Raw genomic sequence first — 23,337 nt, 5'->3', positions numbered from 1 at the left:
AGTTACTCACCTCTTCCAATAATCTTGCATCTGACAGGTAACTTATGAGAAGCAAGTCTTAATGCTTCACGAGCAGTTGCTTCATCAATCTGACCAACTTCGAACATAACGCGGCCTTTCTTAACTACAGCTACCCACTGTTCTGGAGCACCTTTACCTGAACCCATACGTACTTCCAAAGGCTTTTTAGTCTTTGCTAAGTGTGGGAAGATTCTAATCCAAACCTTACCACCACGGTTCATATGACGGTTGATTGCGATACGGGCTGCTTCAATCTGTCTTGAAGTAATCCAAGCACCATCAAGAGCTACTAAGCCAAAGTCACCGAAAGCAACTGTCTTACCGCCCTTAGCCTTACCTTCATATTTAACTCTATGAGGTCTTCTATATTTTGTTCTCTTAGGCATCAACATGATTATTTATCCCCTTTCTTCTTTGCAGGAAGAATTTCTCCCTTACAAATCCAGACTTTAACTCCTAGCTTACCATAAGTAGTAGCAGCTTCTGCAGTGGCATAATCAATGTCAGCTCTGATTGTATGTAGTGGAACTACACCTTCAGAATAACCTTCGCTTCTAGCGATATCAGCACCGCCTAAACGACCTGAAACTGAAGTCTTAATACCTTTAGCACCGTTTCTCATTGCATTCTGAATAGCTCTCTTCTGAACTGTTCTGAATGAAGCACGGTTTTCAAGCTGTTCTGCGATTCTATCAGCTACTAACTGAGCGTTAGTATCAGCATTCTTAATTTCTACTACGTTGATAAATACTTTCTTATCACTGATAAGACCCATTAATTCTTTTCTTAAAGCATCAATGGCTTCTCCGTCTTTACCAATCACTACACCAGGTCTTGATGTGTGAACAAAGATATTGACGCGTTTCTTTGATCTTTCAATATCGATCTTTGCTACGTATGCTTTCTTTAACTTAGCCATTAAGAATTCACGAATCTTAACGTCTTCTAATAAGTAATTAGCAAAGTCTTTCTTATCAGCATACCATCTTGAACTCCATTCACGGTTAACACCAACACGGAATCCAACTGGACTTACTTTCTGACCCATTGTTCGTCCTCCTATCTTTCTTCAACCACACAAGTGATGTGGCATGTTCTCTTTAAAATTTGAGTTCCAGAACCTTTAGCTCTTGCGCGGAATCTCTTTAATGTTGGACCTTCGTCAACATAAATCTTTTTGATATATAACTTATCTTCGTCTGCACCTTCATTATTAACAGCGTTAGCCTTAGCAGAGTTAACAACCTTGATAATAGCAGGAGTAGCACTCTTGTTTGTGAATTCAAGAATTCCGAGTGCTTCCTTAACTGACTTACCACGGACTAAGTCAACGACTAATCTAGCTTTCTGAGGTGATACACGAATAGTTTTTGCTGTTGCTCTTGCTTCCATGTTCAAATCCTCCTATTTATTAAGCAGCCTTATCATTGGCTGTGTGGCCTTTGAATGTTCTTGTTGGAGCAAATTCTCCTAACTTATGACCAACCATATCTTCTGTTACATAAACTGGAATATGTTCTTTACCATTGTATACTGCGAAAGTATGCTCAATAAACTGAGGGAAAATAGTAGAACGTCTTGACCAAGTTTTGATAACTTCTTTTTTACCAGCAGCATTTAATGCTTCAACCTTTTTCATCAAATGTTCATCGACGAAAGGTCCCTTTTTTAAACTTCTTGCCATGATTACTTATCCTCCTTCTTATTTAGCATTACGACGACGTACGATCAATCTGTTAGAATGTTTCTTGCTGTTTCTAGTCTTAACACCAAGAGCCTTCTTACCCCAAGGTGTAAGTGGAGCTTTACGACCGATTGAAGTTTTACCTTCACCACCACCATGAGGATGGTCATTAGGGTTCATAACAGAACCACGAACAGTAGGTCTAACACCTTTCCATCTCATACGTCCAGCTTTACCGTAATTAACAAGACCATGGTCTTCGTTACCTACAGCACCAACTGTAGCACGGCACTTCTTTAAGAATTTTCTTACTTCACCAGACTGAAGTCTAACAATTACATATTTTTCTTCAGAACCAAGGATCTGAGCTGAAACACCAGCAGAACGAGCTAACTGTCCGCCCTTACCAGGATGCATTTCAATATTGTGGATAGTAGTACCTTCAGGCATGTTACCCATTTCCATACAGTTACCAACTTTAACGTCAGTAGTTTCACCAGAAACAATTACAGTTCCTACTTCTAGTCCCTTAGGAGCTAGGATATATCTCTTTTCACCATCAGCGTAATTGATTAAAGCGATGTTTGCAGATCTATTTGGATCGTATTCGATAGAAGCAACCTTACCAGGTACTCCATCCTTGTTACGCTTAAAATCAATAACTCTGTATTTTCTCTTATGTCCACCACCATGATGTCTAGTAGTGATCTGACCCATATTGTTACGGCCACCCTTTTTCTTATAAGGAGCAAGTAATGACTTCTCTGGAGTAGAAGTAGTGATTTCTTCCTTAGTCAAAGCAGTCATGTTTCTACGACCGTTACTTGTAGGCTTATATGCTTTAATTGGCATGTTTAATCCTCCTATTTAAATATCTGAAATGGAGTGCATTTCAATAGTTTATAATTAGTTAATTATTCTTCTTCACCAAATAAATTGATGCTGTTGCCTTCTGCTAAAGTTACGATTGCTTTCTTTCTTCTAGCAGTCTTACCAACATAACGACCAACTCTCTTAGTCTTAGCTCTAACGTTGATTGTGTTAACGCTAGTAACCTTAACATTGAACATAGCTTCTACAGCCTGTTTGATTTCAGTCTTGTTTGATGATAAAGCAACATCGAAAGTATATTTGTTTTCTTCCTGCATTAACTTCATAGTCTTTTCAGTTAAAACAGGTTTTCTTAGTACGTCAGTAATGTGAGCCATTATTTTAGTACCTCCTCAACTGCCTTGATAGCTTTTTCAGTCATCATTAACTTAGTGCAATCCATAACGTCATAAACGTTTACGTTGCTAGCTTCGATAACTTTAACACCAGGAACGTTTCTAGCAGATAATACTAAGTTTTCTTCTAACTTATCAACAACGATTAATGTCTTTCTTGGGTTTTCGAAGTTACCTAAGAAATTAACAACATTCTTAGTCTTGATAGTTTCGAAAGCAATAGCATCTAATGCAACTAATTCCTGATCGATTACTTTCTGTGATAATACAGATCTTAATGCAAGATTCTTAACTTTCTTGTTAATCTTGAAGTCATAGCTTCTTGGAGTAGGACCAAAGACAATTCCTCCACCGCGCCACTGTGGTGCACGGATAGAACCCTGTCTAGCACGTCCTGTACCCTTCTGTCTCCAAGGTTTCTTTCCACCGCCTGAAACTTCGTGACGATTCTTCACCTTGTGAGTACCCTGTCTTAATGAAGCTCTCTGTAGTAAGACTACATCAAAGATTGCCTGGTTATTTGGTTCGATTCCGAATACGTTTTCGTTAAGTTCTAAATCGTTTAATTTTTCACCATTCTGATTAAATAATGCAATATTCAACATTAGTTTTTCCTCCTTCCACTTCATTATTCTGCAACTGCTTCAGTAGCATAATTTACTAATTCAGCAGCTTCGTTTGTTTTTCCGTTTGCCTTGATACCAGACTTAACGACTACTAAGCCTTTCTTAGGACCAGGTACTGATCCGCTAACTAGTAATACGTTCTTTTCTACATCAACTGCAACAATTTCAAGATTCTGAACTGTTCTTGTGTTTCCACCCATCTGTCCTGGAAGATTCTTACCAGGAGCAATTCTGTTTGGAGCGATTGGACCCATAGAACCTACAATTCTGTGAGCTCCTGAACCATGTCCCTTTGGACCGATGTGCTGTCCGTGTCTCTTGATAACACCCTGATAGCCTTTACCTTTACTTGTACCTGTTACGTCAACTACTTCACCAGCTACAAAGCTATCAACAGAAACTGTCTGTCCAACTTCATAACTCATCATTTCGTCAAAACGAAATTCTTTAATGAAGCGCTTAGGAGCTGTGTTTGCTTTAGCAACCACACCTTTTTCTGGCTTGTTTGCAAGCTTTTCTCTCTTGTCTTCGAAACCAACCTGGATTGCGTTGTATCCATCAGTTTCAACAGTCTTCTTCTGAAGAACTACGTTTGGAGTTGCTTCGATAACTGTTACTGGGATTAACTTACCATCAGTAGCGAAAACTTGAGTCATTCCGATCTTACGACCTAAGATTCCTTTCATGAGTTACACCTTTTACCTTTCTTATAACTTAATTTCAATATCTACACCACTTGGTACTTCTAATCTAGTTAAAACATCAACTGTTTCTGGTGTAGGGTTCACTACGTCGATTAAACGTTTGTGAGTTCTGATTTCGAACTGTTCACGAGAATCCTTATATTTGTGAACTGCTCTTAAGATCGTATAAATTTCCTTTTCTGTAGGTAATGGTACAGGACCAACTACCTGAGCACCAGACTTCTTAGCTGCAGCTACGATCTTTTCTGCAGAAGCATCTAGGATCTTGTGATCAAAAGACTTAAGTCTGATTCTGATTTTGTTGTTTGCCATGATTATTCCTCCTTGTCTATTTGTTAGACAACGCTCAATGCGAATTCCCTGAGCACTCTTCCGTTCATGACAACGGCTGTCAGCGTTTCAGCAACCTCGCACATCTTCGCGTTTCACAACGCTCATATAATACCGTAATAAAACAGATAAATCAAGCCCTTTTTAAACTTTTTTTTGATTTTTTTAATAAATTTTTTATTGAATAATTCAACACTTTTTCAACAATAAATGTATGCGCTATCATATCGATAATAGCGTTAATTTATGCAATTATTTCTTTTTTATGGTTGGTTTTTACCAAATTTATGGATTATGCAAGTCTCATCCTATCAATATCCAAACTATTAATAGAAATGATAATGTTTTAACTATTGGTCAGTTTATCATTACTTTGAGGATCATCTTATATATATAGAATAATAATTAATGTTATGTATATTAGAAAATAGAAAAAAAAAAACATCAGGAGATGTGTTACAGAAAAAAATTAAGTTTAGGTATGTATAATAGAGTCACTAGTGAATACAAAAAAAGCCCTCCTGACGGAAGGCATAAAAAAAGGACCTGGCAGCTTGCTATTGTCGCGTCTTCACACTATCGTCGCCGTTATGATGCTTAACTTCCGTGTTCGGGATGGGAACGGGTGTGTCCATCATGCTATCGCCGCCAGATCCTCGAGGGATCCCTCAAAACCAGATACGTCATCTCTACTAGTCTCTACTCTTTCCAATCTTGGCCAAGTCCTCGGCCTATTAGTACCGCCCCGCTAAGCACATCGCTGCGCTTGCACTCGCGGCCTATCAACCTCGTCGTCTTCGAGGGGCCTTACTTGTCGCCAATGGGAGGTCTCATCTTGGAGGGGGCTTCACGCTTAGATGCCTTCAGCGCTTATCCCGTCCGGACTTGGCTGCCCAGCTGTGCCACTGGCGTGACAACTGGTGCACCATCGGTCCGTCCACCCCGGTCCTCTCGTACTAGGGGCAGCTCTCCTCAAACCTCCTGCGCCCACGACAGATAGGGACCGAACTGTCTCACGACGTTCTGAACCCAGCTCGCGTACCGCTTTAATGGGCGAACAGCCCAACCCTTGGAACCGACTTCAGCTCCAGGATGCGATGAGCCGACATCGAGGTCCAAACCTCCCCGTCGATGTGAACTCTTGGGGAGATCAGCCTGTTATCCCCAGGGTAGCTTTTATCCGTTGAGCGACGGCCCTTCCATTCGGATCCGCCGGATCACTAAGCCCGACTTTCGTCCCTGCTCGACCTGTATGTCTCGCAGTCAGACACCCTTATGCCTTTGCACTCTATGCATGGTTTCCATCCATGCTGAGGGTATCTTTGGGCGCCTCCGTTACTCTTTGGGAGGCGACCGCCCCAGTCAAACTGCCCGACTGACACTGTCCCGTGGCCCGTTGCCTCCGGTTAGGACCTAGATGCATGAAGGGTGGTATCCCAACAGCGGCTCCCGTACGCTGGCGCGCACGGCTCACAGCCTCCCACCTATCCTGTACATCATGCATCCAAGCCCAATGTCAACCTGCAGTGAAGCTCCATGGGGTCTTTCCGTCTAGTCGCGGGCAACCTGCATCTTCACAGGTACTAAGACTTCACCGAGTCTACAGCTGAGACAGCGCCCAAATCGTTACGCCTTTCGTGCGGGTCGGAACTTGCCCGACAAGGAATTTCGCTACCTTAGGACCGTTATAGTTACGGCCGCCGTTTACTGGGGCTTCGGCTCGCTGCTTCGCTTGCGCTGACAGCTCCCCTTGACCTTCCAGCACCGGGCAGGCGTCACCCCTATACTTCGGCTTGCGCCTTCGCAGAGAGCTGTGTTTTTGGTAAACAGTCGCTTGGGCCGTTTTACTGCGGCTCATTTCTGGAGCACCCCTTCTCCCTAAGTTACGGGGTCATTTTGCAGAGTTCCTTAGCTATAGTTCTCTCGCTCACCTCAGGATTCTCTCCTTGCCCATGTGTGTCCATTTTCGGTACGGGCCGATGCGTGTTGTGCTAGAAGCTTTTCCTGAAGCCTGCTCTCAGCTTTTCCGTACTTGCCGCAGCTTTCCGTATGCTTCGCGCCTTCCCCCTGCGCGCACCGGATTTCCCTGGTGCGCAGGTATCTCGCTTGCCCCAGCTATTCCAGCAGCTGGTTGCCTGAGCCTTCTCCGTCACTCCATCGCCACACATCGGGTACGGGAATATCCACCCGTCGTCCATCGGCTACGCCTTTCGGCCTCGCCTTAGGTCCCGACTATCCCAGAGAGGACGAGCCTTCCTCTGGAGACCTTGGGCCATCGGTGCGTGGGATTCTCACCCACGTGCCGCTACTCACGCCGGCATTCTCTCTTCCATGCGCTCCACATGCCCTCTCGGTCATGCTTCTCCGCTGCATGCAATGCTCCCCTACCACATTCCTGTCCATAGCTTCGGTGTCATGCTTAGCCCCGGTAAATTATCGGCGCAGAGTCATTCGACTAGTGAGCTGTTACGCACTCTTTGAAGGATGGCTGCTTCTGAGCCAACCTCCTAGTTGTCTGCACGTCTCCACTTCCTTTTCCACTTAGCATGCACTTTGGGACCTTAGCTGATGGTCTGGGCTGTTTCCCTCTTGACGACGGACCTTATCACTCGCCGTCTGACTGCCGCAGATGACACCGTGACATTCGGAGTTTGATTATGCTCAGTACCGCGGGATGCGGCCATCGCATATTCAGTGCTCTACCTTCACGGCTCTCTCGCTGCGACGCTAGCCCTAAAGCTATTTCGGGGAGAACCAGCTATCTCCGGGTTCGATTGGAATTTCACCCCTAGCCACAAGTCATCCGCCAACGTTTCAACGGGGGTCGGTTCGGTCCTCCATCGGGTCTCACCCCGACTTCAACCTGCTCATGGCTAGATCACCCGGTTTCGGGTCCACGACCTCAGACTATGTCGCCCTCTTAAGACTCGCTTTCGCTGCGGCTCGCATCTCCTGCTTAACCTCGCCTGCTGATCGTGACTCGCCGGCTCATTCTACAAAGGCACGCCATCACCCTTTGACGGGCTCTGACTTCTTGTGGGCATGCGGTTTCAGGTTCTCTTTCACTCCCCTCCCGGGGTTCTTTTCACCTTTCCCTCACGGTACTGGTTCGCTATCGGTCACAGAGTAGTGTTTAGCCTTTCGGGATGGTCACGATGATTCCGGCAGGATTCCACGTGCCCCGCCGTACTCAGGTGCCGCCTCGATCCATGTCGAGCCTTCGGATACGGGTCTCTCACCCTCTGCGGATCCCTTCCCATGGGATTCTCCTGACTCTTCATGTCATCTTTCTCGGCGGTCCTACAACCCCGGACTATGTCCGGTTTGGGCTCCTCCGCTTTCGCTCGCCGCTACTTACGGAATCGACTTCTCTTTCTCTTCCTGCAGGTACTTAGATGTTTCAGTTCCCTGCGTATTGCCCCGTCATGACGGTCGTCATGCGGTCTCCGCTTCGAAAGCGGAGGGGTTTCCCCATTCGGATATCGGCGGGTCATCGCGTGCTTACCGCTCGCCGCCGCATTTCGCTGTTCGCTGCGTCCTTCATCGCCTCTCTGTGCCCAGGCATTCTCCGTACGCCCTTTCTTCCTTGACCTTGTGATTGGTTCTCTTTAGTTCGCTTGAGTATTTCTGTTCTTAGTATTTTTGCCTTCAGACCAGATGTACTAGACCTTCTTATCTTTGTTTGATTTCTCGATCTCACTTACATCTTATCTTTGTGTGCAGAAAGTTTTTAAAACTTTCCATTTGATGATCATATCTGATTTTCAAGGATCTCTCCTGAGTGCCAGAGCACTCAAAACTGAACATTACACGTCTGTCTCCCTAGAAAGGAGGTGATCCATCCCCACGTTCCCGTAGGGATACCTTGTTACGACTTCACCCCAATCATCAGCCCCACCTTAGACAGCTCCCTCCCTTGCGGGTTGGGCCGCCGGCTTCGGGTGTTGCCAACTCTCATGGTGTGACGGGCGGTGTGTACAAGGCCCGAGAACGTATTCACCGCGGCATGCTGATCCGCGATTACTAGCGATTCCGGCTTCGTGCAGTCGAGTTGCAGACTGCAGTCCGAACTGGGAACGGGTTTCTGGGTCCGCTCCGGCTCGCGCCTTCGCTTCCCTCTGTCCCGTCCATTGTAGCACGTGTGTGGCCCAGGTCATAAGGGGCATGATGATTTGACGTCATCCCCGCCTTCCTCCTCCTTGCAGAGGCAGTCTCGCCAGAGTCCCCAACTCAATGATGGTAACTGGCGACAGGGGTTGCGCTCGTTGCGGGACTTAACCCAACATCTCACGACACGAGCTGACGACAACCATGCACCACCTGTCTTCTCTATAGCTATGAGGATGTCTCCATCCCTTTTAGATCGATGTCAAGACCTGGTAAGGTTCTTCGCGTTGCTTCGAATTAAACCACATGCTCCACCGCTTGTGCGGGCCCCGTCAATTCCTTTGAGTTTCATTCTTGCGAACGTACTACTCAGGCGGGTCACTTATTGCGTTGACTGCAGCACCGGGGTTTGACCCCCGACACTTAGTGACCATCGTTTACGGCGTGGACTACTAGGGTATCTAATCCTATTTGCTCCCCACGCTTTCGGGAATGAGCGTCAGTTGCGGCCCAGACCGTCGCCTTCGCCACTGGTGTTCCTCCATATATCTACGCATTTCACCGCTACACATGGAATTCCACGATCCTCTTCCGCACTCTAGCCGCCCGGTTTCCATGGCTTACCGAAGTTTAGCTTCGGTCTTTCACCACAGACCCTTGCGGCCGCCTGCTCCCTCTTTACGCCCAATGATTCCGGATAACGCTCGCCACCTACGTATTACCGCGGCTGCTGGCACGTAGTTAGCCGTGGCTTTCTGGTAAAGTACCGTCACTCGCACACCATTTCCTGTGTCCGACGTTCTTCCTTTACAACAGAGCTTTACGACCCGAAGGCCTTCTTCGCTCACGCGGCGTTGCTCGGTCAGGGTTTCCCCATTGCCGAAAATTCCCTACTGCTGCCTCCCGTAGGAGTCTGGGCCGTGTCTCAGTCCCAATGTGGCCGTCCGCCCTCTCAGGCCGGCTACGCATCGTTGCCTTGGTGGGCCGTTGCCCCGCCAACTAGCTAATGCGCCATAGGTCCATCCCTGCGCTATCCCGTAAAGGATATTTGGCATGAGCTCCATGCGGTGCTCATGGCTATGCGGTATTAGCAGGAGTTTCCTCCTGTTATCCCCCGCACAGGGGCAGGTTACCTATGTATTACTCACCCGTTCGCCACTCATCTTCCGAAGAAGATTCGTTCGACTTGCATGTATTAGGCACGCCGCCAGCGTTCATCCTGAGCCAGGATCAAACTCTCCACGAAAATATGTGAAGAGCTGATGTTCAGCTCATCAATTAAATGTTTTCAAATAAATCTGACGTGTATCTGTTCAGTTTTCAATGTTCTGTCTCAGCCCGTCTCCCGGACTGCCTGTCTATAATACCTAAAATATCGGAACTTGTAAAGTGTTTTTTGAATATTTTTTGATTTTTTGTTATATATCGCATTTTAAGCCCTTATACGCTTCATAAATTCAATTCAATTTATTTTTACCCTGATTTCTAAATCGCTTTTATATGCCATCCAGTGTGTCTTATTTGATAATTTAAGTATAAAAAAGCATCCCATTGAAGGTAAAATGGTACCCATAAGGAGGACAACAACCTGACAGTTGTGATACCCACCTTGTGGGTATCTTTTTTTCGTTTCGTTGTTGAAATTATGCTATGCCAAAAAAGTTCACTAATGAAGAAATTGAGTTATTATCTAAATCACCCTATGTCAAAGCCATAAGACAAGACAGACTTGTATTAACACATGAATTCAGATGCATCTTATATGATGAATGGATTAAGCAGCCATCTACCTTACAGATAAGAGAAACACTTAAATCATACGGCTTTGATTGTTCGATGTTAGGGAAAATTATAATAAATAACATCAACATTAACTTTAAGCGCTATGGTCGTCCTACTAACGGAAAAAATAAGGTATTTGGACAGAGTATATATTCAGTTGAATTATATGATAATTCATTTCTAGTTGACTCCGGGGTATTCGTCAAAGGACGTAGAGGAATTACATTTAGTTCTGAGTTCATTAATAAAGCCTATAAAGAATATCCTTCTGTGTCCATTGAAAATCAGCTTGAATCCTGTGGTCTTGATCCCGAAAAAGTCGGATATCATAGAATATATGAATTAAAAAGAAAACTTGAAGATGGAGAAAAAACTAAAGAAAAGATAAGTGCTGATGCAGCAGAGAAATACTTTGGTCATCCATATGTAAAGAGATGCAATACAGATCATTTTACACTTAATAAACAGTTCTATGATGAAGCTTCAATATTCTATAGTTATCCCGTTGATGAGATCCTTGGAATATTTGAGATTGATGGTTCTGATTTTCCTATCAGAGTGCGAAATAAAATAAAGAAACAGCTCATATCCTGGAATGGTGATTCTGATGATATGGTGGTGGAATGTGACCAGGAGTTCAGATGCCGCATCCAGCACAACAGGATGAGAGCACTAGAAAAACTGTCAATGATGCATTTTGATACTATCAGGAAAATTCTTCCTTCCCTTACCCCGAGCAGAAGAAGGCATTATGCATATGGATAAGAGACCTCCCACACGACAGATATGATTATTCTATCCGTTCCATACTAAAGAGAATCGGCATATCCAAGTCATCCTATTATTCAATACTCTCAGATGATAATTACGGTATGAAAGAAAGGCAGGATGAGATTGATTTTGAATACATAAGGAAGGTCATGGATTATAAGGGATTCAGAAAAGGAACGCGCACCATCTATATGATGCTTCCCGATATATGTGGTGTTCATTTTGGGAGAAACAAGATTCTCAGGCTGATGAGAAAATACAACTGCATATGCGCCATCCGCAGGGAGCGTACTGAATTGAAAACGTACAGAGAAAACTTAAAAAGCAACAGGAAGCCAAACCTTCTTAAGAGAATGTTCCGTCTGGCAAGGCCGGGTGACATACTGCTCACAGATGTGAGCTATCTAAAATACGGGCTGAACAGAACTGAATACCTGTCTTGCATAAAGGATGCAGTAAGCGGACGTGTTGTAAGTCATATCACTTCTTCAGGTAACGATCTTAATTTAGTTATGGATACAATAGATACTCTTGATCCTTCTGAGGATGCCATCTTCCATTCTGACCAGGGCTCCCTCTATTTTAATGATTTATTCCAGGGCAGGCTTAAGGAACTAGGATACAGACAGTCCATGTCACGCAGGGGAAACTGCTGGGATAATGCAAGCCAGGAATCCTTCTTTGGACATATGAAGGATGAGTGCGACCTGTCTGGCTGTTCCACTCCGGAAGAAGTGAAGGAAATGATAGATAATTATGTATACTACTATAATAATGAGCGTCCTCAGTGGACACGTAATAAGATGACACCAACTGAATATGAAGACTATCTTAATTCATTATCTGATAATGAATATTCAGATTATCTTCAAAACGAACAGGAAAAGTATGATAAAATGATGAAAAAAGCGAGAGAAAAGGCGCTCAAGCGTGCAGTTGAGCTTGGCGCTCTGACAGAGGAGGATATGGAATTATATGGCTCAGGAAAGAAAGAAGAACAGGCAACAGCAGACAGAGGCGCAGAGACTTGCACATAGAGATGCAGTTATTGAACATTCAGATAATAAGTTCGTTGCAGAACTTACAAAGAATATGGATGCATTCATCTATACAAAGGACTTCTATGTTGCACTGTATAAGCAGCTTGAAAGTGGAATGACATCAATCGAGGCTTATGAATCATTAGGGTTCGATACTAAGAAACTAGGAAAGAACTGCGCTCAGGCAGCAGCCAAGCGTGCAAGACAGAAAGCGAAGAACGGGGAGTTTGAACCAAAGGCTGAGAACTATGATGGAAGCATCCCTATTGAGGAAATGCCTGAAATGACTCTCGAAGAGAAGGTTGCATACCAGGAGGCACGTATCAGATATCTTGAGGATTACGTAGAATTTCAAAAAAAAATGCCTTCCATACTGGAGGAGATATACTCATCCTACAGCGACAAGAAGTAAAGGAGGACAAGCTCTTCATGGCTTATGACTACATAAGCAGGGGAAAGGCAAAAGAGAATGGTTATACTAACACCAAAGTGTTCAAATTATTTGGTGTAAGCAGCACCGGCTATTATAATTATGTGGCACGCAGGGAGGATAGAGACGGGAAGCAGGCAGCTAGAAAACAGGATGAAAGCCATGTGATGCAGTGCTTCAAGAAGATCATTAAAACACTAGGATTCGTTCCCGGAAAGCGAACTTTCCGCCGACATATGTTCAGAAGGTTCAATTACAATATCAGCGTATCAAGAGCTTCAGCCATCATGAAAAAGATGCAGATTACTGCACAGCTTCCCAAGAAGGATGCATACAAGGGACAGGCAACCCACCATCATGAGTGCATGGCAAAGCCTAATCTCGTTAACCGTAACTTCAAGTTAGGTGTAAGACAGGTCATCCTTACTGATATCACTTATATTCATTACGGCTATAGCCGTACTCCAGCCTATATGTGTGCGTTCAAGGATGCCTATACAACTGAAATACTAGGTCATTATGTATCAGGCAGAATGGATGTGTCTCTTGTTCAGAAGGCATTCAATAATATGATGGAGAATCATAAGGACGAGTTCCCCAAGAATCTGGAGGTATACTGCCACAGTGACCAGGGCTCACAGTATCTGTCAACATCTTTCAAACAGCTTCTTAATGAGAATGATTTCATCCAGTCAATGTCCAGAAGAGGAAACAGTCAGGACAACGCTCCTATGGAATCATTCTTTGGGCGTATGAAGACTGAGGTCATTGACATCATCGCAAGATGTGGGGATATAGCTACTGTAAGAAGGCTCATTAATGGATATATCAATATGCATAATAATGAAAGATATCAGGATACCCTTGCAGCACTGTCTCCAAGTGAATTCTATACATATAAGGTGACAGGTCAGTATCCACTGGACAGCTATTATGGGGTGAAGGCATCAGAGCTTATGCCTCTTGAAAAGATCATTGAGGCTAAGCTTGAAATGCAGGAAAAAAAGAAGGAGCTCCGTAAGGAACGTCAGAAGATCGATGAGCAGCAGTCCAGATTATTAAGGAATGCGGGCGAAATCATCATGCGTGATATGAAGAAGATGGAGGATGAAAACAGGAAATGGGTAAAACAGCAGGAACTAGTAGAGAATCAGCTGAAGAAGATTTCGGAAATCATTGAGAAGATTAGTAAGGCTTTAAAATTCTATTATCATGAAGCAACAGCTGAAATCAAGAAACTGCTTAAGGATCCATTGAACTGGAAGAACTATACAGAACTGGACTATTATAAGGATCTTGATGCATTATACTAATTAGACAAATCATAAATAATATATCGGGAAAAGTCCATAAAATCAGGACTTCTTTTCGTCGTGGAAAAAGGCTGGGGAACAGGCGCAAAAAAATGAGCATCACCTTACGGTGATGCTCATTTAGCAGGGACTGTCAACTTTCTGTCCTTGACTTTTGAACCAGTTTAAGGGATGCTGTATTGGTATTTATGAAATTAAGCTAATTTCTTATAAACATCAATAAATTCCTGAGCTAAATCGATAACTACTAATGCGCACATTAAGTGATCCTGTGCATGTACCATTAATAAGTTAAGTGGAGTTTTTTCTCCTCTGATTTCAGCCTGGATTAATTCAGTCTGAGCATGATGAGCTTCGTTAACTGTTTCTTTAGCAGTCTGAATTGATTCATCTGCCTTTTCGATATCTCCTGCTTTTGCATACTGAATAGCTTCAATTGCTGAGCTTCTTGCGCTACCAGCATTAACGATTAAGTTAATGACTGTCTGTTCCTGTTCGTCCATTTTAATTCTCCTTTAACAACAATTCCAGATTTCATCTGTGCTTATATTATATCAATTCTTGTAAGCAATTTCAACACTATTTCGTAATATAACAAAATTAGTCTGAAATATAATTAAAATGCTTACAAGCAGCTGTGATTCCTTCTTCTTCAATATTTGCAGTAACATATTTTGCAACAGATTTTAATTCAGGTACTGCATTTCCCATCGCAATGCCTAATCCTGTTTCCTCAATCATTTCGATATCATTACGCCCATCACCAAAGGCGATTGTATCATTGATATCTCTCCCTAATTCTTTTATAAATTCCTTAATCCCTACTGCTTTTGATGATCCCTTTAAGGTCAAATCAAAAGAACGGTCACTTTGATGTCTCTGAACATCAAAATAAGGACTTAAAGTTTCTACCATGACTGGAATATCATCTTTTGAATTAACGACAATCATTCCGATATAAGTTTCTATATTCTTATAATCAAATGAATCAATGATAGTTTCTTCTTTCATACCCCAGTTATTCGCAAATGCCTGATGAACAGGATCTTTTGAATCTCTCACATAAATATAATCATTACCTTCAAAATAATAATTGAAATGGTATTTTTCACAAAGATCCATAGTTGCTTTAATCGCTTCTGCAGGAACTACATTCTTATAAACACACTTGCCTTTATACTCTACATAAGCCCCATTACATGTTACATAACCAGAAAATGGGTATTTCATAACACCATCTACTATAAAACACTTACATCTACCTGTTGATAAGAACACATCATGTCCAGCCTCCTTTAATTTATCTAAAGTGCGAACTGTTTCAGGTGTGATTTCATAAATATCCTGATTACAATCTATTAATGTACCATCTATATCAAAAAAGAATAATTTACTCATTATATAATCTCCTTTTCTAGTAAGTATTTCCATTATATCAAATGGTTATAAAAATGAAACCAATTTAGAAAAGTCTCACAAAATCCTTATAGAACATTTAAAAAGATGGGTATTTCTACCCATCTCATTAACATTCTCCATTAAATACTTCTGGAAGGAATACTTTATGTGTTTTACTTCTATGTCTTACAATTAAGTAAGTAAGAAGTGCAGATACAACAAGTAAACCAACAAAGAAGAAGATTTCTGTTGTAGGAACTGCAGTAGCATTCGCAATCACTGATCTAAATCCATTAACACTATATGTGAATGGAACGAATGGATGTAATACTGTATACCAATGTGGTGCAGTTTCAAGTGGATAAGTACCAGCTGAAGCACCAAGGTTGAATACCATGAAGATCAATGCAATGAATTCACCAATACGGCCAAATGCGATTGCAAGGAATGCGATGAATGCCATAAAGGCAAGTGATAATAAGAGCATAAATGCGAGACATAATCCTGGTCTTGCAGGAGTAAATCCGCAGAATCCTTTTAAACTGAAGTATAAGATTAATGCCTGTACAATTGATAATGGAACCATAACTGTTGCTTTCGCAAGCAAGAACTTAACTGGGCTATCAGTTGTAGTCATACCTTTACCAAATGGATACATTAAACTTAATGCCATACATGCAACATATAATGCAACACTCATCATATAAGGTGCCATCGCATGTCCGTTATTTGGCATATTTGTTAATTCTTTCTTTTCTGTATCTACTGGAGTAGACATCTGTTTATATGTCTTGCTTGTAGATTTGATATTGCTCTTCTTAGAAGCATCTTTTAGACTGCTTGTAAGAGTACCAGTACCTTCACCGATTGTATTTAATCCTTCACCTAAAGTTGCAGATCCTGCTGCTAATTGGTTAGATCCAGAACTGATCTTTAATGCGCCTTCAGCTAACTGTGAAGCACCACTATTTAATGTGGCGTTATTTGAAGCAAGTGTGCCTAAACCATTATTAACCTGTTTAACACCACCTGTGTAAGTCTTTAAACCACTCTGTAATGTGCTTAAGCCATTATCAATCTGACTTACTGCACCAACCATACCAACGGAAGTAGAAGTACCCTTCATACTAGCCTGTACAGTCTTTAGGTTAGTTACTAATGAACCAACTGCTGTGTTATTGGCAGTTGCTAACTGCTGTGAACTTGCTAATAACTGCTGAGTCTTAGCATTGGCTGCAGTCTGATTCTTTAATACAGCTGCATTACCATTTAACAATGTAGATAACTGTTTTAAATCATCTGTATTGATACTAGATGATAACTGAGATGCAACCTGCTGTAATGTAGCAGCCTGAGTTGCATGACTTGTAGCCTTCAACATTAATTCTTGAGCGGCCTGTGGCTGGGTTGCCTGTAATTGTTCAGCCTGTTTCTTTTCCGCTGCAGCTAACTGATTTAACTGAGCTGCATTGTTATTCATTGTTGAGATAGTAGTAGATAATGTAGAAATCATACCGTCAACTTTCTTAGCTGCCTGGGCATCATTTTCTACTAAGTTATTACTATTAATAGCGCCCTGGATCTTAGTTAATGCTGCAGATAACTGTTTAGAACTTTCTGCCATCTGTTTATTGCTAGAAGTTAATGTATTTAACTGACCAGCACTTGCATTAATTCCATCACCTAACTGCTTTTCGGCTGCCTGAACAGCGCTTAATAATTGTGAACTACCAGCTTTTAACTGAGCAGCACCATTGTTTAAAGTGGCACTATTGTTGTCTAACTGCTGTGCACCAGCTTTCGCAGTAGAGACGCCTTCAGTATAAGCACTTAATCCCTTCACTAAAGAATCAGCACCATCATTGAATACTAATGCACTTGAAGCAAGTGTATTCAAATTTTCTGTAATAGTAGCATTACCATCTTTGGCTGTATTGACACCATCACTTAATTTCTGTGAACCATCTGCGGCTGTTTTAAATCCTTTGCTTAATGTTTTTACATTCTTAAATAAGATCTTTGAATAAGTCTTAGTCACTGTTGATGAAATTTCAGCTTTTACTTTAGCCATTGCTGAATCATCCATCTTAGTTGCAACGTAGTTTGTCTGTGGATTTGTTGTATATGTGAGCATCATTGTCTGTGGATCATCATCCAATAATGTCGTCGCATTTTTAGAGAAGTTTTCAGGAATAGTAATTATCATGTAATACTTTCCATCTTTTAAACCTTTCTGCGCTTTACTAGAAGAAACAATATTGAAATCCATTGAATCATTCTTCGCAAGTTTATCACTTAACTGTTTACCAATATCCATAGTAGAATCATTATATTCAACTTCTTTATCGTTATTAACAACGGCTACTGGAAGCTGATCTGTGTTACCATATGGATCCCACATAGAACCTAAGAAAACACAAGCATAAATCATTGGAATGATCATAATTGCACAAAGTACGATTTTAAGCCAAGTACTTTTCGCAATGTTTTTCCATTCTGCTTTAATCATATTACCCTTTCCTTTCTGTCATCTACCTAATGACTAGTAGTCATTTTAGTTGACCGTTAGTCATTTATCAATTTACAAATGAGGTGATTTGATAAAAAAGCACAATGTAAGCGCAAATCATTTTTAATAAAAAAATAAAAAAAAGACCGCTGACATAAGTCAACAGTCTAATGAACTAAAATTATTCAATGATTTCAGTTACGTTACCAGCACCTACAGTACGTCCACCTTCACGGATAGAGAACTTAGTACCGTTTTCGATAGCGATTGGGTGAATTAATTCTACAGTGAATTCTACGTTATCGCCTGGCATAACCATTTCAGTTCCTTCTGGTAATTCGATAACACCAGTGATATCAGTAGTTCTGAAATAGAACTGTGGTCTATAGTTACCGAAGAATGGAGTATGACGTCCACCTTCATCCTTAGTTAATACATAAACATGAGCGTTGAATTTCTTATGTGGATGTACTGAACCAGGTTTAGCTAATACCTGACCTCTTTCAATCTGGTCTCTGTTGATACCTCTTAAAAGAACACCAATGTTATCACCAGCTAAAGCGTAGTCAAGTAACTTTCTGAACATTTCGATACCTGTAGCAACAGTCTTCTGAGTTTCATGGATACCAATGATTTCAAGTTCATCGTTAAGGTTTAACTGACCACGTTCAACTCTACCAGTAGCAACTGTACCACGACCAGTGATTGTGAATACGTCTTCAACTGGCATTAAGAATGGCTTATCAGTTTCACGAGCTGGATCTGGGATATAAGAATCCATAGTGTCTAATAATTCATGGATTGCAGGAGTCCACTGTGGATCACCTTCAAGAGCCTTTAATGCAGAACCACGGATGATTGGAGTGTCATCTCCTGGATAGTCGTATTCAGATAATAAATCACGAACTTCCATTTCTACTAAGTCGATTAATTCTTCGTCATCAACCATATCGCACTTATTTAAGAATACGATGATGTATGGAACACCAACCTGACGAGATAATAAGATATGTTCTCTTGTCTGAGGCATAGGTCCATCAGTTGCAGCTACTACTAAGATAGCACCATCCATCTGAGCAGCACCAGTAATCATGTTCTTGATGTAGTCAGCATGGCCTGGACAGTCAACGTGTGCATAGTGACGATGAGCAGTTTCATATTCAACGTGTGCAGTGTTGATTGTGATACCACGTTCTTTTTCTTCTGGAGCAGCATCGATTGCAGCATAGTCCATAGCTTTAGCCTGACCTTCACTAGCTAATACAGTAGTGATAGCAGCTGTTAAAGTAGTTTTACCATGGTCAACGTGACCGATAGTACCAATATTTACGTGAGTTTTCTCACGGTTAAATTTTTCCTTAGCCATTTAAGGTTATCCTCCTATATAATTCTAAAATTTTACATAACTATTTTAATAGATTTTATTGATAATTGCAATAAAAATCATAGTTATTCTTATTTTACGCCGTTCTTTTTAATGATTTCTTCCTTGATTGATTTAGGAACAGGTTCATAACGGTCGAACTGCATTGTATAGTTACCACGACCCTGTGTGAATGATCTTAAGTCTGTTGCATAACCGAACATTTCAGCTAGAGGTACAGAAGCTTCAACCATTACAGCGTTACCTCTTTCTTCCTGACCATCGATCATACCACGTCTAGATGAAATATCACCCATAACGCTTCCTAAGTATTCAGAAGGTGCAGTTACTTCTACCTTCATGATTGGTTCAAGGATTACTGGAGCACACTTCTTACCAGCAGCTTTTAATGCCATAGAAGCAGCTACCTTATATGCCATTTCTGATGAATCGACATCATGGTAAGAACCGTCGAATAATGTAGCCTTAACGTCAAGTACTGGGTAACCAGCGATCATACCAGTTTCTAAAGCGTCTTCAAGACCAACTTTTACAGAACCGATATATTCTCTTGGAACTGATCCACCAACAACAGCGTCAACGAATTCAAATCCTTTACCTTCATTAGGTTCGAACTTGATCCAAACGTGACCGTACTGACCACGACCACCAGACTGTTTGATGTATTTACCTTCACATTCAGCAGCCTGAGTAATAGTTTCTCTATAAGCAACCTGAGGAGCACCTACGTTTGCTTCTACATGGAATTCTCTCTTTAATCTGTCAACAATGACATCAAGGTGTAATTCACCCATACCAGCGATGATAGTATCACCAGTTTCAGGGTTTGTAGATGTTCTGAAAGTTGGGTCTTCTTCAGCTAATTTAACTAAAGCTTCACCAAGTTTGTTCTGGTCAGCTTTTGTCTTAGGTTCAATTGCTAATTCGATAACTGGTTCTGGGAATTCCATCTTTTCAAGGATAACGAAATCGTTTTCCGCACAAAGAGTATCACCAGTTGTAGTGTTCTTGAAACCTACTGCAGCAGCGATATCACCAGCATAAACTTCATCAATTTCTTTACGTGTATTAGCATGCATTAATAAGATACGACCAAGTCTTTCTTTCTTATCTTTTGTTGAGTTCAATACATATGAACCAGCAGTTGCAGTACCAGAGTATACACGGAAGAAAGTTAACTTACCTACGAATGGGTCAGTCATAACTTTGAATGCTAAAGCTGAGAATGGTTCTTCATCAGATGCATGACGGTCAACTTCGTTACCATCAGCATCAACACCCTTGATTGCAGGGATGTCAGTTGGAGCTGGTAAGTAGTCAACTACAGCATCAAGCATTGGCTGTACACCCTTATCTTTGTAAGCAGAACCACAAAGAACTGGGAATAATTCTACAGCTAGTGTACCCTTACGGATAGCAGCTTTAACATCTTCGATTGCAGGTTCTTCACCTTCAAGAATCTGCATCATTAAATCATCATCAAATGAAGCAGCAGCTTCTAATAAATTCTGATGATATTCTTCAGCCTGATCAACATATTCAGCTGGGATTTCTTTTTCGATTACATCGATACCTTCAGCACCATCGAAATAGATAGCTTTCATAGTTAACAAGTCGATGACACCTTCGAATGTATCTTCAGCACCGATAGGTAACTGTAATGCAACGGCATTAGCACCTAATCTTGAATTTAATGAGTTAAGTGACATGATGAAATCAGCACCAGTAGCGTCCATCTTGTTTGAGAAAACAATTCTTGGTACGCCATAAGTAGTAGCCTGTCTCCAAACTGTTTCAGTCTGAGGTTCTACACCTGCTTTAGAGTCAAGTACTGTAACGGCACCATCAAGTACACGTAATGAACGTTCAACTTCTACAGTGAAGTCTACGTGGCCTGGTGTATCGATGATGTTAATACGATATCCTTTCCAGTGAGCTGTAGTAGCAGCAGAAGTGATAGTGATACCACGTTCTTTTTCCTGTACCATCCAGTCCATCTGAGATCCACCGTCATGAGTTTCACCGATTTTATGGATTTTACCTGTATAGTAAAGAACACGTTCAGTAGTAGTAGTTTTACCAGCATCGATGTGAGCCATGATACCGATATTACGTGTTTTTTCTAATGGAAATTCACGAGCCATAATTTTCTCCTTTCAAATACTTTTTCTTTTAATTTATATGTAATAAAGATATTACCAACGGAAATGTGCGAAAGCTTTGTTAGCTTCTGCCATTTTATGAGTATCTTCTTTCTTCTTAACAGCAGCACCTGTACCGTTAGAAGCATCGATAATTTCGTTAGCTAAACGATCAACCATTGTATTTTCGTTTCTTAAACGAGAATAGTTAGTTAACCATCTTAAACCTAAAGTCATTCTTCTTTCAGGTGTTACTTCAACTGGTACCTGGTAGTTAGCACCACCAACACGTCTTACCTTTAATTCAAGTACTGGCATGATGTTGTTGATAGCTGCGTCGAATACTTCCATAGCTGGCTTTCCAGTCTTTTCTTCAACTTTTTTGAATGCTTCATATAAGATGTTCTGAGCAACACCTTTTTTACCATCTAACATGATGTTGTTAATAAGCTTAGTGATTGTTTTACTATTGTAAATTGGATCAGGTAAAACATCTCTTTTAGCAATACGTCCTTTTCTAGACATCGGCAAATTCTCCTCTCTCTATTTTATTAATTTAACAATTTATTTCTTAGGCTTTTTAGCTCCGTATAATGAGCGGCTCTGCATACGATCTTTAACACCAGCACAGTCCATAGTACCACGGATAATATGGTAACGAACCCCTGGTAAGTCCTTAACACGACCACCACGAATTAATACAACAGAGTGTTCCTGTAGGTTATGACCGATACCAGGAATGTAAGCTGTAACTTCTAATCCATTTGATAATCTAACACGGGCATACTTACGTAAAGCTGAGTTAGGCTTCTTTGGTGTCATTGTAGCAACACGGGTACAAACGCCACGCTTCTGAGGTGAATTATCATTAGTTGTTTTTTTAGCTAATGAGTTGAAACCTCTATTTAAAGCTGGAGACTTACCCTTTTTAGTCTTTTCGCTACGTCCTTTTCTTACTAATTGGTTAATTGTAGGCATGATTTTCTCCTTTCTAATTCTAACACACAATTCCGGGTGTTTCACAAATTTGTTTTTATATATGTGCCCTCAACGGACACCTTTGTCAGTATATGACAAATAAAAGTCCTCGTCAACAACTTTTTTTGATTTTTTCTTGATTTTTACTACTTATCTTCTAAATACCATCCTGCATCTTCATGATAAATCATCTGTTTGGTCATTCCTCCATCAATACAGATATTCTCACCGTTGATAAATGATGCTTGAGGTGAACATAAGAATAAAACCATAGATGATATATCCTGGGGATTTCCTACTCTTCCAGTTGGCTGTTGATATGCATCAGGACCGGTGTATGTATTACCATGAGTATTAATCCATCCTGGTGAAATAGAATTGACTCTTACATGACCTCTTAGGCTCATCATGAGAGCGTGTGTAAGGGCCGCTATGCCTCCTTTTGCAGCAGTATAACTTTCTGTATTGTCTTGACTCATACGGTCTCTAGAAGACGAAATATTAACAATAACAGCACCTTTATTAAATGAGTCCTTGAATAGCTTTGTAAGATAGAATGGAGCAGTGACTCCAACAGATAAAGCGTATTGAAATTCTTCATAACTACATTCATCAATACCTTTCATTATAAGTAAAGCATTATTAATGAGATAATCAATATGACTATGCTTCTCTAACACATAAGAACTAAATGCTTCTAATGTTTCTTTATTACCTATATCCCCCACAAAGTAAGTACCTGGTGTCTTGTCGATCACCTCAACGACTGCTCCTTCTTTTCTAAAATCTTCTACTATGGCTTGTCCTATACCGTGAGCCCCACCAGTAACAACTACCACCTTGTTTTAAATTTCATAACGTTTCTCCTTATATGTGAAAACACTATGGACACA

The 23,337-nt window shown here is 41.4% G+C and carries 21 protein-coding genes and 3 rRNA genes; 4 read left to right on the top strand and 20 right to left on the bottom strand.

Annotated features, from left to right (window positions below; all coding sequences use genetic code 11):
• Positions 1 to 2: 2 nt before the first annotated feature.
• From rplP to NQ499_RS03240, 12 genes are all read right to left on the bottom strand, one after another.
• Positions 3 to 413 carry a 50S ribosomal protein L16 gene (rplP, locus tag NQ499_RS03295; RefSeq protein WP_006505630.1) on the bottom strand — a complete coding sequence of 137 codons (411 nt, stop codon included), beginning with the start codon at positions 411 to 413 and terminating at the stop codon, positions 3 to 5.
• A 2-nt stretch (positions 414 to 415) separates the two neighbouring features.
• Complete coding sequence (gene rpsC / locus NQ499_RS03290; protein WP_006505629.1) at positions 416 to 1,069, bottom strand: 30S ribosomal protein S3; 654 nt, start codon at positions 1,067 to 1,069, stop codon at positions 416 to 418.
• An 11-nt stretch (positions 1,070 to 1,080) separates the two neighbouring features.
• The gene (rplV, locus tag NQ499_RS03285; protein ID WP_006505628.1) at positions 1,081 to 1,413 is read right to left on the bottom strand and encodes a 50S ribosomal protein L22; all 333 of its coding nucleotides are present in this window, start codon (positions 1,411 to 1,413) and stop codon (positions 1,081 to 1,083) included.
• A gap of 19 nt (positions 1,414 to 1,432) precedes the next feature.
• On the bottom strand, positions 1,433 to 1,705 hold the full coding sequence (rpsS, locus tag NQ499_RS03280) for a 30S ribosomal protein S19 (protein WP_006505627.1): 273 nt from the start codon (positions 1,703 to 1,705) through the stop codon (positions 1,433 to 1,435).
• Between the two features lie 18 nt (positions 1,706 to 1,723).
• Positions 1,724 to 2,557: a 50S ribosomal protein L2 gene (rplB, locus tag NQ499_RS03275; protein ID WP_006505626.1), complete on the bottom strand. Its 834-nt coding sequence runs from the start codon at positions 2,555 to 2,557 to the stop codon at positions 1,724 to 1,726.
• A gap of 62 nt (positions 2,558 to 2,619) precedes the next feature.
• Positions 2,620 to 2,913: a 50S ribosomal protein L23 gene (rplW, locus tag NQ499_RS03270; RefSeq protein WP_006505625.1), complete on the bottom strand. Its 294-nt coding sequence runs from the start codon at positions 2,911 to 2,913 to the stop codon at positions 2,620 to 2,622.
• Entirely contained in the window at positions 2,913 to 3,536 is a 624-nt protein-coding gene (gene rplD / locus NQ499_RS03265; protein WP_040389859.1) for a 50S ribosomal protein L4, read from the bottom strand. Before rplD ends, rplW begins: the two co-directional genes overlap by 1 nt.
• 23 nt (positions 3,537 to 3,559) lie before the next feature.
• Positions 3,560 to 4,243: a 50S ribosomal protein L3 gene (gene rplC, locus NQ499_RS03260; RefSeq protein ID WP_006505623.1), complete on the bottom strand. Its 684-nt coding sequence runs from the start codon at positions 4,241 to 4,243 to the stop codon at positions 3,560 to 3,562.
• Positions 4,244 to 4,264: 21 nt separating this feature from the next.
• Positions 4,265 to 4,573, bottom strand: a complete 309-nt coding sequence (gene rpsJ / locus NQ499_RS03255) for a 30S ribosomal protein S10 (RefSeq protein WP_006505622.1) — start codon at positions 4,571 to 4,573, stop codon at positions 4,265 to 4,267.
• A 562-nt stretch (positions 4,574 to 5,135) separates the two neighbouring features.
• Positions 5,136 to 5,244: ribosomal RNA gene (gene rrf, locus NQ499_RS03250) — 5S ribosomal RNA — on the bottom strand.
• Between the two features lie 61 nt (positions 5,245 to 5,305).
• Positions 5,306 to 8,183: ribosomal RNA gene (locus NQ499_RS03245) — 23S ribosomal RNA — on the bottom strand.
• A gap of 234 nt (positions 8,184 to 8,417) precedes the next feature.
• A 16S ribosomal RNA gene (locus NQ499_RS03240) occupies positions 8,418 to 9,944 on the bottom strand.
• The 16S, 23S and 5S rRNA genes sit together here, the layout of an rRNA operon.
• A gap of 404 nt (positions 9,945 to 10,348) precedes the next feature.
• Here NQ499_RS03240 and NQ499_RS03235 point away from each other — a divergent pair.
• Genes NQ499_RS03235 through NQ499_RS03220 form a run of 4 tightly spaced genes read left to right on the top strand, consistent with a single transcriptional unit; the run spans position 10,349 to position 14,034 of the window.
• A complete protein-coding gene (locus tag NQ499_RS03235; protein WP_259848600.1) occupies positions 10,349 to 11,245 on the top strand; it encodes a hypothetical protein in 897 nt (298 codons plus the stop codon).
• The gene (locus NQ499_RS03230; protein WP_326924434.1) at positions 11,236 to 12,288 is read left to right on the top strand and encodes an IS3 family transposase; all 1,053 of its coding nucleotides are present in this window, start codon (positions 11,236 to 11,238) and stop codon (positions 12,286 to 12,288) included. The genes NQ499_RS03235 and NQ499_RS03230 overlap by 10 nt, the downstream gene beginning before the upstream one ends.
• Positions 12,227 to 12,703 carry a hypothetical protein gene (locus tag NQ499_RS03225; protein ID WP_006507209.1) on the top strand — a complete coding sequence of 159 codons (477 nt, stop codon included), beginning with the start codon at positions 12,227 to 12,229 and terminating at the stop codon, positions 12,701 to 12,703. Before NQ499_RS03230 ends, NQ499_RS03225 begins: the two co-directional genes overlap by 62 nt.
• A gap of 17 nt (positions 12,704 to 12,720) precedes the next feature.
• Positions 12,721 to 14,034 carry an IS3 family transposase gene (locus NQ499_RS03220; RefSeq protein WP_259848599.1) on the top strand — a complete coding sequence of 438 codons (1,314 nt, stop codon included), beginning with the start codon at positions 12,721 to 12,723 and terminating at the stop codon, positions 14,032 to 14,034.
• Between the two features lie 194 nt (positions 14,035 to 14,228).
• Here the strand turns inward: NQ499_RS03220 and NQ499_RS03215 are convergent, their stop codons facing one another.
• The 8 genes from NQ499_RS03215 to NQ499_RS03180 form a co-directional block, all read right to left on the bottom strand.
• Positions 14,229 to 14,537, bottom strand: coding sequence for a PTS lactose/cellobiose transporter subunit IIA (locus NQ499_RS03215; protein ID WP_006505715.1), 309 nt, complete (start codon positions 14,535 to 14,537; stop codon positions 14,229 to 14,231).
• Positions 14,538 to 14,634: 97 nt separating this feature from the next.
• Positions 14,635 to 15,432 (bottom strand): Cof-type HAD-IIB family hydrolase, encoded by a 798-nt coding sequence (locus NQ499_RS03210; RefSeq protein ID WP_040389878.1) that lies wholly within the window; start codon positions 15,430 to 15,432, stop codon positions 14,635 to 14,637.
• A gap of 127 nt (positions 15,433 to 15,559) precedes the next feature.
• Positions 15,560 to 17,941, bottom strand: coding sequence for a YhgE/Pip domain-containing protein (locus NQ499_RS03205; RefSeq protein WP_006505717.1), 2,382 nt, complete (start codon positions 17,939 to 17,941; stop codon positions 15,560 to 15,562).
• A gap of 181 nt (positions 17,942 to 18,122) precedes the next feature.
• Complete coding sequence (gene tuf, locus NQ499_RS03200) at positions 18,123 to 19,307, bottom strand: elongation factor Tu (protein WP_006505718.1); 1,185 nt, start codon at positions 19,305 to 19,307, stop codon at positions 18,123 to 18,125.
• Between the two features lie 89 nt (positions 19,308 to 19,396).
• Positions 19,397 to 21,469: an elongation factor G gene (gene fusA, locus NQ499_RS03195; RefSeq protein ID WP_006505719.1), complete on the bottom strand. Its 2,073-nt coding sequence runs from the start codon at positions 21,467 to 21,469 to the stop codon at positions 19,397 to 19,399.
• A 51-nt stretch (positions 21,470 to 21,520) separates the two neighbouring features.
• On the bottom strand, positions 21,521 to 21,991 hold the full coding sequence (gene rpsG / locus NQ499_RS03190; RefSeq protein ID WP_006505720.1) for a 30S ribosomal protein S7: 471 nt from the start codon (positions 21,989 to 21,991) through the stop codon (positions 21,521 to 21,523).
• Positions 21,992 to 22,030: 39 nt separating this feature from the next.
• A complete protein-coding gene (rpsL, locus tag NQ499_RS03185; protein WP_040389879.1) occupies positions 22,031 to 22,444 on the bottom strand; it encodes a 30S ribosomal protein S12 in 414 nt (137 codons plus the stop codon).
• Between the two features lie 146 nt (positions 22,445 to 22,590).
• A complete protein-coding gene (locus tag NQ499_RS03180; protein ID WP_006505722.1) occupies positions 22,591 to 23,283 on the bottom strand; it encodes an SDR family oxidoreductase in 693 nt (230 codons plus the stop codon).
• Positions 23,284 to 23,337 lie beyond the last annotated feature (54 nt).

Origin of the sequence: Catenibacterium mitsuokai (assembly GCF_025148785.1) — a bacterium.
GTDB classification, from domain to species: Bacteria; Bacillota_I; Bacilli_A; order Erysipelotrichales; family Coprobacillaceae; genus Catenibacterium; species Catenibacterium mitsuoka.
Note: the sequence above shows the minus strand (reverse complement) of the source record. Positions and strands in the feature narration are given on the sequence as shown.